Below are 11,720 nucleotides of genomic sequence, written 5' to 3'. Positions count from 1 at the left end.
GGATACCCATGAAGTTTCGCACCACTTTGAAGCTTGTCGCCGCCGGCATCGCGGCCGCCAGCATGGCCGCCGCCGCCCAGGCCGCCGACGTCAAGTTCGGCTTTGCCGCACCGCTGACCGGTCCCCAGTCGCACTACGGTGAAGACATGCAGAACGGTCTGAACCTGGCGATCGAAGAAGCCAACAAGAAGGGCATCAAGGTCGACGGCCAGCCCGCCAAGTTCGTGCTGGTCTCGCGCGACGACCAGGCCGACCCGCGCGTGGGCGTGCAGGTCGCGCAGCAGCTGGTCGACGAGAACGTCGTCGGCATCCTGGGCCACTTCAACTCGGGCACCACGATCCCCGCGTCGCGTGTCTACCATGAAGCCGGCCTGCCGCAGATCGCCATGGCCACGTCGCCCGAATACACCAAGCAAGGCTACGAAACCACCTTCCGCATGATGACCAGCGACACCCAGCAGGGCGCCGCGGTGGGCAAGTTCATGGTGCAAAGCCTGAAGGCCAAGAAGGTCGCGATCATCGACGACCGTACCGCCTACGGCCAAGGCCTGGCGGACGAAGTCGAGAAGGCCGTCAAGGCTGCCGGCGGCCAGGTGGTTCGCCGCGAATACACGACCGACAAGGCCAACGACTTCACGGCCATCCTGACCAACATCAAGGGCTCGGCGCCCGACGCCATCTTCTACGGCGGCCTGGATGCGCAGTCCGGTCCCATGAAGCGCCAACTGGCCACGCTGGGCCTGAAGTCGCCGCTGGTCTCGGGTGAAATGACCCGCAGCGACACCTTCATCAAGCTGGCCGGCGACGCCGCCGACGGTACCTTCGCCTCGCTGGCCGGCGTGCCGCTGGACAAGATGGCCGCAGGCAAGGACTTCGAAAAGCGCTACCAAGAGCGCTTCAAGAAGGCCCCCGGCGTCTACGCGCCCTACGCCTACGACGGCGCCTGGAACATGATCAGCGCCATCGAGGCGGCTGGCACGGCCAAGCCCGAGAAGTACCTGCCGGAACTGGCCAAGCTGAACCGCAAGGGTGCTACCAGCGAACACATCGCCTACGACAAGAGCGGCGACCTGAAGGAAATCTCGGTCACCATCTACGAAGTCAAGAACGGCAAGTGGGAGATGGTCGAGACGATGGTCAGCCAGGTCAACTGAGGCTGCTGCACCCGGCCAGGGGCGGCCGCGCCGCCCCTGGCCACTGACACCCGCCCGCGCCGCCCGGCGCGGGGGCGCGCCACAAAGGTGGCGGCCCTGCGGGTGCGCCGCGTGCGAGATGCGCGCGATTTTTCCAGGCTTATTCTGCGGCCCCTATGGATATCTTCATTCAACAACTGATTAACGGCGTCACGCTAGGCAGCGTGTACGCCCTGGTCGCCCTTGGCTACACCATGGTGTACGGCATCATCGGGCTGATCAATTTCGCGCATGGCGATGTCGTCATGATCGGCGCGATGGCGGCGACGACGATCGCCATCTCGCTGGTGGGCGGCGATCCGTCCACGTCCGCGTTCGTGGTGCTGGGCCTGGGCCTGCTGGTGTCCGTGCCGCTGTGCATGGCGGTGGGCTGGACGGCCGAGCGCGTGGCCTATCGGCCGCTGCGCCGTGCGCCGCGCCTGGCGGCGCTGATCACCGCCATCGGCGTGTCGATCATCCTGCAGAACGTGGCGATGATGGGCTGGGGCCGCAACTACCTGAACTTTCCGCAGGTGCTGACGCCGCAGGTGTTCGAGATCTTCGGCGCCCGCATGAGCACGCTGCAGATCGCCATCGTCGCGATCGCCGCGATCATCATGGGCGGGCTGCTGGCCGTGGTGCACAAGACCCGCCTGGGCACCGCGATGCGCGCCACCGCGCAGAACCGCGAAGTGGCCGGCCTGATGGGCGTGAACATCAATACCGTCATTTCGGCCGCGTTCCTGATCGGTTCGGCGCTGGCCGCCGTGGCCGGCATGATGGTCGCGACCTACTACGGCGTGTCGCAATACACCATGGGCTTCATGCTGGGCCTGAAGGCCTTCACGGCCGCGGTGCTGGGCGGCATCGGCAACCTGGTCGGCGCGATGGCCGGCGGCCTGTTGCTGGGCATCATCGAGTCGCTGGGCGCCGGTTACATCGGCGACCTGACCGGCGGCTTCCTGGGCAGCCACTACCAGGACGTGTTCGCGTTCTTCGTGCTGGTGCTGGTGCTGATCTTCCGTCCGTCCGGCCTGCTGGGCGAACGCGTGGGAGACCGGGCATGAGCGGCGCCATCAAACACAGCGGGCTGTCGACCCGCAACCTGATCGGCATTGCGCTGATCGGCATCGTGCTGGCGGTGCTGCCGTTCGTGATCGGCATGGCCGGCCAGAGCTGGGTCCGCATCCTGAACTTCGCGTTGCTCTACGTGATGCTGTCGCTGGGCCTGAACATCGTGGTGGGCTTTGCCGGCCTGCTGGACCTGGGCTACATCGCGTTCTACGCGGTGGGCGCCTACACCTGGGCGCTGCTGGCTTCGCCGCATTTCGGCCTGCACCTGCCGTTCTGGGCGATCCTGCCGATCGCGCTGGCGGTGGCGTGCCTGTTCGGGGTGCTGCTGGGGGCGCCGACGCTGAAATTGCGGGGCGACTACCTGGCCATCGTGACGTTGGGCTTTGGCGAAATCATCCGCATCTTCCTGAACAACCTGAACGCGCCGGTCAACATCACCAACGGGCCGCAGGGCATCAACCGCATCGATACGTTCAAGGTGGGCGAATTCGCGTTCGGTCGCACCGAAAGCCTGCTGGGCATCCGCGTGACCGGGCCGGAAAAGTACTACTACCTGCTGCTGGCGCTGACGCTCATCATCATCCTGGTGTGCGTGCGCCTGCAGAATTCGCGCATCGGCCGCGCCTGGGAAGCGATCCGTGAAGACGAGATCGCGGCCAAGGCCATGGGCATCAACACCCGCAACATCAAGCTGCTGGCCTTTGCCATGGGCGCCTCGTTCGGCGGCGTGGCGGGCGCGCTGTTTGCGTCGATGCAGGGTTTTGTCAGCCCCGAGAGCTTCTCGCTGATGGAATCCATTTCCATCCTGTGCATGGTGGTGCTGGGCGGCATGGGGCATATCCCTGGCGTGATCCTGGGCGCCCTGATCCTGGCCGCGTTGCCCGAATTCCTTCGGGCCGTGGTCGAGCCGGTGCAGCACATGCTGTTCGGCGCCGTGGTGCTGGACCCCGAAGGCATCCGCATGTTGCTGTTCGGCCTGGCCATGGTGTGCGTCATGCTGTTCCGCCCCGCGGGCCTGTGGCCGTCGGCCGTGCGCAAGCGCGAGCTGGCCACCAAGACCCAGGGAGGTGCGGCATGAGCAAACTGCTGCAAGCCCAGGGACTGGGCAAGCGTTTCGGCGGCCTGCAGGCCTTGTCGGACGTCAGCTTCGATATCGAGCAGGGCGAAATCTACGGCCTGATCGGCCCGAACGGCGCGGGCAAGACCACGCTGTTCAACGTGCTGACCGGCCTGTACATCCCCGAAGACGGTTCGTGCACGTTCAACGGCCAATCGATGTCGGGCAAGAAGCCGCACGAGGTGGCCTACGCGGGCCTGGCGCGCACGTTCCAGAACATCCGCCTGTTCGCCAACCTGAGCGCGATCGAGAACGTGATGATCGGCCGCCACATGCGCACCCGCGCCGGCGTGCTGGGCGCCGTGTTCCGCACCCGCGGGGCGCGCGCCGAAGAGGCCGCCATCGAGGCCCGCGCGCAGGAATTGCTGGACTACGTGGGCATTGGCCACCGCGCCAACGACGTCGCGCGCTCGCTGCCCTACGGCGACCAGCGCCGCCTGGAAATCGCCCGCGCGCTGGCCACCGACCCCAAGCTGCTGGCGCTGGACGAGCCGGCCGCCGGCATGAACGCATCGGAAACCGTGGTGCTGCGCAAGCTGATCGAGAAGATCCGCGGCGACGGCGTGACGGTGCTGCTGATCGAACACGACATGAAATTGGTCATGGGCCTGTGCGATCGCGTGCTGGTGCTGGAGTACGGCAAGGTGCTGGCCATGGGCAAACCCGCCCAGGTGCAGCGCGACCCCAAGGTCATTGAGGCGTATCTGGGCGCGGGCGCCGCCCAGGATCCGCTGATTCATCAGGAGCGCCCGGCATGACGACGGCAAGCAAACCCCTATTGGAACTGCGCGGCCTGCAGGTGGCGTACGGCGGTATTCGCGCGGTGCGCGGCATCGACCTGCGCGTGGACGAAGGCGAGCTGGTCTGCCTGATCGGTGCCAACGGCGCCGGCAAGAGCACGACCCTGCGCGCCATCTGCGGCCTGGTGCCGCTGGCCGGCGGCGAAGTGCTCTACGGCGATAAGTCCATCGGCGGCCAGAAGTCGCACGAACTGGTGCGCCAGGGGCTGGTGATGGTGCCGGAAGGCCGCGGCATCTTCGGCCAGCTGACCATCGAGGAAAACCTGGCGATGGGCGCATACATCCGCCGCGATGCGGCGCAGGTTCGGCAGGACACGGATCGCGTGTTCACGCTGTTCCCGCGCCTGGCCGAACGCCGCAAGCAGGCTGCCGGCACCCTGTCGGGCGGCGAGCAGCAGATGGTGGCAATGGGCCGTGCCATGATCGCGCGCCCCAAGCTGTTGCTGCTGGACGAGCCGTCCATGGGCCTGGCGCCGCTGATGGTCGAGAAGGTCTTCGAGGTGGTGCGCACCATCGCCAGCGAAGGCGTGACGATCCTCTTGATCGAGCAGAACGCCCGCCTGGCGCTGGAAAACAGCCATCGCGGCTACGTGATGGAATCCGGCGAGATCACGCTGTCGGGTCCGGCGCGCGAAATGCTGCATGATCCGAAGGTACGTGCGGCGTACCTGGGTGAAGTCGAAGAGGGGTAAAAAAAGCCGGCGCAAGCCGGCTTTTTTTACCTCAGGTGGGTTGCACCACGACCCGCTCACGCCCGATCAGCAGGGCGATGACGGCGGCGATCAGACCCGTGGCGCCGGCGGCGACGAACGCCATCAGGTAGCTGCCTTGCGATTCGCGCACCAACCCCGCCATCCAGGCCGCGCTGGCCGCGCCCAGTTGGTGGCCGGCCACGATCCAGCCAAACACGATGGGGGCCTCGCGGTCGCCGAAGGCCTCGGTGGCCAGGCGCAGCGTGGGCGGCACGGTGGCGATCCAGTCCAGGCCGAAGAACACCGCGAAAATCGCCAGGCTGTAGAACGAAAAGTCGGAATACGGCAGGTAGATCAGCGCCAGCCCGCGCAGCGCGTAATACACGAACAGCAGCTTGCGCGGATCGTAGCGGTCCGTCAGCCAGCCCGACGCCGTGGTGCCGAACAGGTCGAAGATGCCCATGATCGCCAGCAGGCCCGCGGCCTGCACTTCAGGCATGCCGTGGTCGCCGCAAAGCGCGATCAGATGGGTGCCGACCAGGCCGTTGGTGGTGAAGCCGCAGATGAAGAAGGTGGCGAACAGAAACCAGAATGTCCGGGTCCTGGACGCTCGCGCCAGGGCGCCGAAGGTGGCGGCGACCATGCCGGTGCGCGGTGCGCCCGGGGCAGGCGGGGCATGCGGATCGCTGCCGAACGGCACCAGGCCGACGCTGGCGGGGCGGTCGGGCACCAGCCACCAGGCCAGCGGCACCAGCGCGGCGGCTGCGGCAGCGACGGTCCAGACGACGCGGGTCCAGTCGCCGGACGAAGCCAGTGCGGCCAGCAGCGGCAGGAAGATCAGCGTGCCGGTGGCGGTGCTGGCGGTGAGCAGGCCCATCATCAGGCCGCGATGCTTGGTGAACCAGCGGTTGACCACGGTGGCGCCCATGACCACGGCCACGGCGCCCGAACCAATGCCCGAGAACACGCCCCAGGTCATCAGCAGGTGCCAGGGCTGGGTCATGTAGGCGCTGACCGCGCTGGAGGCGGCCATCAGCGACAGCGAGAAGATCAGCACGCGGCGCAGGCCGAAGCGTTCCATCGCCGCCGCGGCGAAGGGCCCTACCAGGCCATACAGAAAGATGCCGACGGCGGCGGCGAACGACGTGGAGCTGCGGCTCCAGCCGAAGCTTTCCTCCAGCGGCACCAGCAAGACGCTGGGCGAAGATCGCAGGCCGGCCGACACGAGCAGGGCCAGGAAGACCACCGCGACGACGACGAAAGCGTACTTTTGACCGGCGTGGCGAAAGGGGATGGGGGGGTGGGCTATACTCATGTTACTGACCGGTACGTATTGAGGTTTGCGAATAGTACGTACCGGTCAGTAACATCGTCAAGTGCTTTTTTGACGGCCCTGTTTACAGGAAAGGAGTATTCGCATGGCCAGTAAATCCGGGGCGGCGGGCAAGGCGTCCGCCGCGGCGTCCCACGCCAAGCCGCTGCTTGCGGCCGACCGCATCCGCAAGACCGCGCGCGAGATGTTCTACCGCGACGGCATTCGGGCGGTAGGGGTAGATGCCATCGTCAACCAGGCTGGCGTCACCAAACCCAGCCTGTACCGCAGTTTCTCGTCCAAGGACGAGCTGGCCGCGGCCTATCTGCGCGACTACGACGCCGAGTTCTGGGGGCGGTTCAATGCGGCCTGCGATGCTCATCCGGGTGATCCGCGAGCCCAGTTGCACGCGTATCTGTCGGGGCTGGGCGTGCGTGCGGTGCAGAACGGCTACCGCGGCTGCGGCCTGACCAACGCGGCGGTCGAGTACCCCGAGGCCGGCCACCCCGCCCGCGTGGTGGCGGTCGAACACAAGGTGGAACTGCGGCGTCGCTTGACCGCGATGGCGGCGGAAATGGGCGCGCCGGATCCCGAGGCGCTGGGCGACGGGCTGCTGCTGCTGATCGAAGGCGCGTTCGTGTCCAGCCAATTGTTCGGTGAAGGCGGGCCGGCCGGGCGCGTGGCAGAGATGGCCGACAAGCTGATTGCTGCCCATCTGGGCTGCCAGCCAGGCTGATAGCTGGCTGTTGCGTTGCACAAAAATGGTGCCGGATATGGTGCCTATGCACCATCATGGTGGTGTTTGTACCCATTGCGCAACGGCGAAAATAATGTCAGGCAATTTATATTGCGACGCAGCAAACGCGGGTCTAACATGAAGTCGTGTTGTTCCCCATCGCGCTTTCTCAAGGAGAGAATCATGAGCGATACCGCGTTGAAAAATGCCCGCATGTCGGATGCGCTGGAGCGGTCCCTGATCCGCGAGGCCATCAAGGCGGAAACCCTGTCCGGCCCGTTCTCGCGGATGGGCTGGCGCCGGCTGAAGCTGCGCCTGGCCAAGCTGGGTGGCGCCGTCGGCGAAGTGCTGCACGACATGGACGCCGGCCGCCGCCAGCACCCGGTCGTCTCCGCCCGTCGTTGATTTCGCGGCAGGGCCCAAAAGAAACGCCAGCGCAAGCTGGCGTTTTTCTTGGGCGGGCCGACAGCGTCGCCGTCGGTGCAGGATCACACCACCATGTCCACCAGCAGGTAGCCATCGAGCAGCACGATGCCGACGGTGGCGATGACGGCGGCCCAGGCCCAGGCACCGCGCAGCGCATGGCGGCCCATCAGGCGCTTGCGGCAGGCCAGCAGCACCAGCGGACCCAGGGCGAAGGGCAGGGCCAGGCTCAGGATGACCTGGCTCAGCACCAGCAGTTCGTCCGGATCCTGGCCGCCGGTGAAGATCAACAGGCCCACGGCGGCCGCGCCCGCGATCAGCCGCGTGGCCAGCGCGCGGCGGCGGTCGGACCAGTTGCTGCGCACCTGGAAGCCGTGCGACAGGATGCGGCCGGCCAGTACGCCGGTGATGGTGGAGCTCTGCCCCGCGGCGTACAGCGCCACGGCGAACACGATGGCGGCACCGATGCCCAGCGTGTGGCCGATGACGGCGTGCGCATCATCCAGGCTGGACACGATCATGCCCGAACCGGACAAGGACGCCGCGGCAACGATCATGATGGCCGAGTTGATCAGCATGGCCACGCCCAGCGACACCAGCGTGTCGTTGCGTGCCACCCGCATGGCCATGTCGCGGGCATCGGCCGGCAGCGCCCGGGCGCGCTGCGCGAGCGAACCGGAATGCAGGTACAGGTTGTGCGGCATCAGGGTCGCGCCCAGGATGCCCAGCGCGATCAGGAAGCCCTGCGGGTTGCGCAGCGCCTGGCCCGTCTGGGTGATGCCGTGCGCCACTTCCGTCCAGGCCGGGTTGGCCTTGAACAGCAGGAACACGAACGAGGCCGCCACGATCGACAGCAGCACGGCGATGACGCGTTCATGCCGGTCGGCGTTGCCGCGGGTCAGGGCCAGCACGGCAAACGTGCCCACGCCCGTCACGGCCACGCCGCCGATCAGCGGTAGGTCGAACAAGAGGCGCAGCGCGATGGCGCCGCCGATCAGCTCGGCCAGCGCGGTGGCCAGGATGGCGGCTTCGCCGGCCAGCCAGGCCGCCTTGGACAAGCGCGGGGAAAGATGGCGGGCGGTGAGGGTGGCCAGGTCTTCGCCGGTGGCCAGCGCCAGGCGCGACACCAGCACCTGGAAGCCCAGGGCCAGGATGGCCGACGCAATCACGACCAGCAGCAATCCATAGCCAAAGCCGCTGCCGCCGGCAATGTCGGTGGCCCAGTTGCCCGGGTCGATGTAACCCACGGCCACCAGGATGCCTGACCCGACCACCCGGCGCAGGTTGGCCGTCACCTGGGCGTCTTGCGCGTACGCCGCCTTGCCGCCAGAGATCGCATAAATGAATCGGGTCATGGATTTTCCTGAGAATGGTTCTCATTTTCCATGGCTCAGGCATGACCGTCAAATTGATTTTCAACAAGCCCGGGATAGGGCGGCCCAATGGCGCCGCCCTATCCGGGCCTGGCGGGTCGATCAGGACTTGAGCTTGGCGTCCATGGTGATCTTGGCGTTGAGCACCTTGGAAACGGGGCAGCCCTTTTCAGCCTTGCGGGCGGCGTCTTCGAAGGCCTGGGCCGTGGCGCCGGGGATGACGGCTTCGACGGTCAGGTGCACGGCGGTGATGGCAAAGCCATCGTCGGCCTTGTCCAGCGTGACTTCGGCCTTCGTGTCCAGGCTTTGCGCCACCAGGCCGGCTTCGCCCAGGATGTTGGACAGCGCCATGGTGAAGCAGCCAGCGTGGGCGGCGCCCAGCAGTTCTTCGGGGTTGGTGCCCGGGGTGTCGCCAAAGCGGGTATTGAAGCCGTAGGGCTGGCTCTTGAGCGCGCCGCTCTGCGTGGAAATCGTGCCCTTGCCCGTCTTCAGATCGCCCGACCAGGCGGCGGTTGCGGTTTTCTTCATGCGTTGACTCCTGTAGAGGGGAACGCGCCCGTCACGGACGCGTCCGGTGGGGGAGGCGGGCCGCAGGGCGGCGCCGCGCAATGCCGAATGGGCAACGTTCATGATACGGCGGTGGCGGCGCGCGGATGTTCAAACCGGCCCCACACAACGGCAAGCCGATGTAACGGCTGCGGCCGCCACGCCTTGCCAGCGCGGCACCGCACGGTCACACTTCGGCCTGGTCAACCCGAACAGGCATTGGATACAGATGGTAGTGATCGACACCGAACAAACCCGCCGCGCATTGTCGTTCGATGCGGCGATTCCGGCGTTGCGCGAGGCCTTTCGCCAAGGCGCCCACGTGCCGCCGCGTCACGTGCACGCCATCGAATCCGGCGGCGCGCACGGCACCACGCTGATCATGCCGGCCTGGAACGAGCAGGGCTATTTCGGCGTCAAGGTCATCAACATCTTTCCCGACAACACGCGCCAATCCTTGCCGGGCCTGCACGCCACCTACAACTTGTACAGCGCCCGCACGGGCGTGCCGCTGGCGCAGGTCGACGGCGACCAGGTCACGGTGTTCCGCACCGCTGGCGCCGCTGCGCTGGGCGCCTCGTACCTGGCCCGGCCGGATGCACGGGTGCTCACCATCGTCGGTTCCGGCCGCATCGCGGGGTTGGTGGCCCAGGCCATGCGCACCGTGCGCCCGATCGACAAGGTGCTGGTCTGGAACCTGCGTCCCGCCGGCGCCGATGCCCTGGCGGCCGCGCTGCGCGAACAGGGCTTCGATGCCGGCAGCACGCCTGACCTCGAACAGGCCGTGCGCCAGTCCGATATCGTCAGTTGCGCCACGCTCTCGACCGAACCGCTGGTGCGCGGCGCCTGGCTGCGCCCCGGCACTCACCTGGACCTGATCGGCAGCTTCAAGCCCGACATGATCGAAACCGACACGGCCTGCTTCGACTGCACCACGGTCTACGTGGACACCGACGAAGCCCCCACCAAGGCGGGCGACCTGCTGGCCGCGTTCCAGGCTGGCGTACTGGCGCGGGACGGCATCCGCGGCACGCTGACCGATCTGGTGCACGGCCGCGCGCCGGGTCGCACCGATCCGCGTGAAATCACCGTGTTCAAGGCCGTGGGCAGCGCGCTGGAAGACCTGACGCTGGCCGCGCTGGTCTACGAGGCCCGCGCCGGTCAGGCAAAATAGCGGCATCCGCATTTCTTCCCTTCTGCGAGTTGCCGTCATGTCCCGCACTTTTCTTCGCTACGCCTGCGCTGTCGCGCTGGTGATTCCCGCCTTGTCCGCCCGCGCCGACATCGTCATCGGCGTGGACGTGTCCACCACCGGCCCGGCCGCGGCGATCGGCATCCAGACCAATAACGCCATCCGCCTGTGGCCCGCCACGCTGGGCGGCCAGCCGGCCCGCTACGTGGTGCTGGACGACGGCACCGACGTCAGCCGGGCCGTCAAGAATCTGCGCAAGCTCACGTCCGAAGACAAGGTCGACGCCATCGTCGGGCCCAACACTACCGCTGCGGCGCTGGCGGCGCTGGACGTGCTGGCCGAAACGCGCACGCCCATGATCGCGCTGGCCGCCTCCAGCGTCATCGTCGAGCCGTTGTCCGACCCCAAGCGCGCCTGGGCGTTCAAAATGCCCCAGAACGATTCGCTGATGGCGACCGTGCTGGTCGACGACATGAAAAAGAAGGGCTTCAAGAACGTGGCCTTCATCGGCTTTGCCGATTCCTATGGCGACAGCTGGTGGAAGGAATTCACGGCCGCGGCGGGCAGCGACCTGAAGATCGTGGCGCAAGAACGCTTCCAGCGCACCGACGCGTCGGTGGTGGGGCAGGTGCTCAAAGTCATTGCTGCCAAGCCCGATGCGGTGCTGATCGCGGGCGCCGGCACGCCGTCGGCGCTGCCGCAGAAAACGCTGCTCGAACGCGGCTACACCGGCACCCTCTACCAGACCCATGGCATCGGCACGCTCGAATTCCTGCAGATCGGCGGCAAGGACGTCGAAGGCACGCTGTTCCCGACCGGTCCGGGCGTGGTGGCACGCGAGCTGCCGGATTCCAACCCGGTCAAGAAGGTGGCCGTGGCCTTTGCCGACCAATACGAACGCCAGTACGGCGCCAACACGTTGACCCAATTCGCCGGTGACGCCTATGGCGCCTGGATGCTGCTGGATTCCGCCGTGGCGCGCGCCCTCAAGACCGGCGCCAAGCCCGGCACGCCGGAATTCCGGTCTGCGCTGCGCGATGCCCTGGAAAACACCCGCGACCTGGTCGTGCCCAATGGGGTGCTCAATATTTCCAAGGACAACCACCAGGGCTTCGATGAGCGCGCCCGCGTCATGGGTGTCGTGCGCGACGGCAAGTTCTCGTATGCGCAATAGGGGCCGCAAGGGTCAAAAATTGGGGACGACATAGTCGTCTACCCTTCGTAACGTGTTCTAACCTCCCATAGGGCAGGACAGGGGAAAAGCAGGCTGCGGCCTGCTTTTT

Annotated in this window: 12 protein-coding genes; 9 read left to right on the top strand and 3 right to left on the bottom strand. The window is 66.8% G+C overall.

Annotated features, from left to right (window positions below; translation table 11 throughout):
* The first annotated feature begins 8 nt into the window (after positions 1-8).
* The 5 genes from ACUDP5_RS18860 to ACUDP5_RS18840 all read left to right on the top strand — a co-directional run bounded on the left by ACUDP5_RS18860 (position 9) and on the right by ACUDP5_RS18840 (position 4,855).
* Positions 9-1,154 (top strand): branched-chain amino acid ABC transporter substrate-binding protein, encoded by a 1,146-nt coding sequence (locus ACUDP5_RS18860; protein WP_445656880.1) that lies wholly within the window; start codon positions 9-11, stop codon positions 1,152-1,154.
* Between the two features lie 155 nt (positions 1,155-1,309).
* The gene (locus ACUDP5_RS18855) at positions 1,310-2,239 is read left to right on the top strand and encodes a branched-chain amino acid ABC transporter permease (protein ID WP_263910962.1); all 930 of its coding nucleotides are present in this window, start codon (positions 1,310-1,312) and stop codon (positions 2,237-2,239) included.
* On the top strand, positions 2,236-3,324 hold the full coding sequence (locus tag ACUDP5_RS18850) for an ABC transporter permease subunit (RefSeq protein ID WP_263910961.1): 1,089 nt from the start codon (positions 2,236-2,238) through the stop codon (positions 3,322-3,324). The genes ACUDP5_RS18855 and ACUDP5_RS18850 overlap by 4 nt, the downstream gene beginning before the upstream one ends.
* Positions 3,321-4,121, top strand: a complete 801-nt coding sequence (locus ACUDP5_RS18845; protein ID WP_263910960.1) for an ABC transporter ATP-binding protein — start codon at positions 3,321-3,323, stop codon at positions 4,119-4,121. Before ACUDP5_RS18850 ends, ACUDP5_RS18845 begins: the two co-directional genes overlap by 4 nt.
* On the top strand, positions 4,118-4,855 hold the full coding sequence (locus ACUDP5_RS18840; RefSeq protein ID WP_263910958.1) for an ABC transporter ATP-binding protein: 738 nt from the start codon (positions 4,118-4,120) through the stop codon (positions 4,853-4,855). The genes ACUDP5_RS18845 and ACUDP5_RS18840 overlap by 4 nt, the downstream gene beginning before the upstream one ends.
* Positions 4,856-4,886: 31 nt before the next feature.
* Here ACUDP5_RS18840 and ACUDP5_RS18835 read toward each other — a convergent pair whose 3' ends face one another.
* Positions 4,887-6,170 carry an MFS transporter gene (locus tag ACUDP5_RS18835; RefSeq protein ID WP_445656879.1) on the bottom strand — a complete coding sequence of 428 codons (1,284 nt, stop codon included), beginning with the start codon at positions 6,168-6,170 and terminating at the stop codon, positions 4,887-4,889.
* Between the two features lie 103 nt (positions 6,171-6,273).
* Between ACUDP5_RS18835 and ACUDP5_RS18830 the strand changes: the two genes are divergently transcribed.
* Positions 6,274-6,903 carry a TetR/AcrR family transcriptional regulator gene (locus ACUDP5_RS18830; RefSeq protein WP_263910955.1) on the top strand — a complete coding sequence of 210 codons (630 nt, stop codon included), beginning with the start codon at positions 6,274-6,276 and terminating at the stop codon, positions 6,901-6,903.
* A gap of 183 nt (positions 6,904-7,086) precedes the next feature.
* The gene (locus tag ACUDP5_RS18825; protein ID WP_263910954.1) at positions 7,087-7,308 is read left to right on the top strand and encodes an XRE family transcriptional regulator; all 222 of its coding nucleotides are present in this window, start codon (positions 7,087-7,089) and stop codon (positions 7,306-7,308) included.
* An 83-nt stretch (positions 7,309-7,391) separates the two neighbouring features.
* Here ACUDP5_RS18825 and ACUDP5_RS18820 read toward each other — a convergent pair whose 3' ends face one another.
* Positions 7,392-8,681, bottom strand: a complete 1,290-nt coding sequence (locus tag ACUDP5_RS18820) for an Nramp family divalent metal transporter (protein ID WP_445656878.1) — start codon at positions 8,679-8,681, stop codon at positions 7,392-7,394.
* Positions 8,682-8,801: 120 nt separating this feature from the next.
* Positions 8,802-9,227 (bottom strand): OsmC family protein, encoded by a 426-nt coding sequence (locus tag ACUDP5_RS18815; RefSeq protein WP_263910952.1) that lies wholly within the window; start codon positions 9,225-9,227, stop codon positions 8,802-8,804.
* A gap of 247 nt (positions 9,228-9,474) precedes the next feature.
* On the opposite strand from ACUDP5_RS18815, the gene ACUDP5_RS18810 reads away from it, so the two are divergent.
* Positions 9,475-10,419: an ornithine cyclodeaminase family protein gene (locus ACUDP5_RS18810; protein ID WP_445656877.1), complete on the top strand. Its 945-nt coding sequence runs from the start codon at positions 9,475-9,477 to the stop codon at positions 10,417-10,419.
* Positions 10,420-10,456: 37 nt separating this feature from the next.
* The gene (locus ACUDP5_RS18805) at positions 10,457-11,611 is read left to right on the top strand and encodes an ABC transporter substrate-binding protein (RefSeq protein ID WP_445656876.1); all 1,155 of its coding nucleotides are present in this window, start codon (positions 10,457-10,459) and stop codon (positions 11,609-11,611) included.
* Positions 11,612-11,720 lie beyond the last annotated feature (109 nt).

The organism is Achromobacter sp. NCFB-sbj8-Ac1-l (assembly GCF_052695805.1).
The sequence above is the reverse complement of the archived record's forward strand: the minus strand, read 5'-3'. Positions and strand labels throughout refer to the sequence as shown.

What these genes read in the sequence shown, in the direction of transcription:
- ACUDP5_RS18860 (WP_445656880.1), top strand. Translation starts at nt 9, where the DNA reads ATGAAGTTTCGCACCACTTTGAAGCTTGTCGCCGCCGGCATCGCGGCC.
- ACUDP5_RS18855 (WP_263910962.1), top strand. Translation starts at nt 1,310, where the DNA reads ATGGATATCTTCATTCAACAACTGATTAACGGCGTCACGCTAGGCAGC.
- ACUDP5_RS18850 (WP_263910961.1), top strand. Translation starts at nt 2,236, where the DNA reads ATGAGCGGCGCCATCAAACACAGCGGGCTGTCGACCCGCAACCTGATC.
- ACUDP5_RS18845 (WP_263910960.1), top strand. Translation starts at nt 3,321, where the DNA reads ATGAGCAAACTGCTGCAAGCCCAGGGACTGGGCAAGCGTTTCGGCGGC.
- ACUDP5_RS18840 (WP_263910958.1), top strand. Translation starts at nt 4,118, where the DNA reads ATGACGACGGCAAGCAAACCCCTATTGGAACTGCGCGGCCTGCAGGTG.
- ACUDP5_RS18835 (WP_445656879.1), bottom strand. Translation starts at nt 6,170, where the DNA reads ATGAGTATAGCCCACCCCCCCATCCCCTTTCGCCACGCCGGTCAAAAG.
- ACUDP5_RS18830 (WP_263910955.1), top strand. Translation starts at nt 6,274, where the DNA reads ATGGCCAGTAAATCCGGGGCGGCGGGCAAGGCGTCCGCCGCGGCGTCC.
- ACUDP5_RS18825 (WP_263910954.1), top strand. Translation starts at nt 7,087, where the DNA reads ATGAGCGATACCGCGTTGAAAAATGCCCGCATGTCGGATGCGCTGGAG.
- ACUDP5_RS18820 (WP_445656878.1), bottom strand. Translation starts at nt 8,681, where the DNA reads ATGACCCGATTCATTTATGCGATCTCTGGCGGCAAGGCGGCGTACGCG.
- ACUDP5_RS18815 (WP_263910952.1), bottom strand. Translation starts at nt 9,227, where the DNA reads ATGAAGAAAACCGCAACCGCCGCCTGGTCGGGCGATCTGAAGACGGGC.
- ACUDP5_RS18810 (WP_445656877.1), top strand. Translation starts at nt 9,475, where the DNA reads ATGGTAGTGATCGACACCGAACAAACCCGCCGCGCATTGTCGTTCGAT.
- ACUDP5_RS18805 (WP_445656876.1), top strand. Translation starts at nt 10,457, where the DNA reads ATGTCCCGCACTTTTCTTCGCTACGCCTGCGCTGTCGCGCTGGTGATT.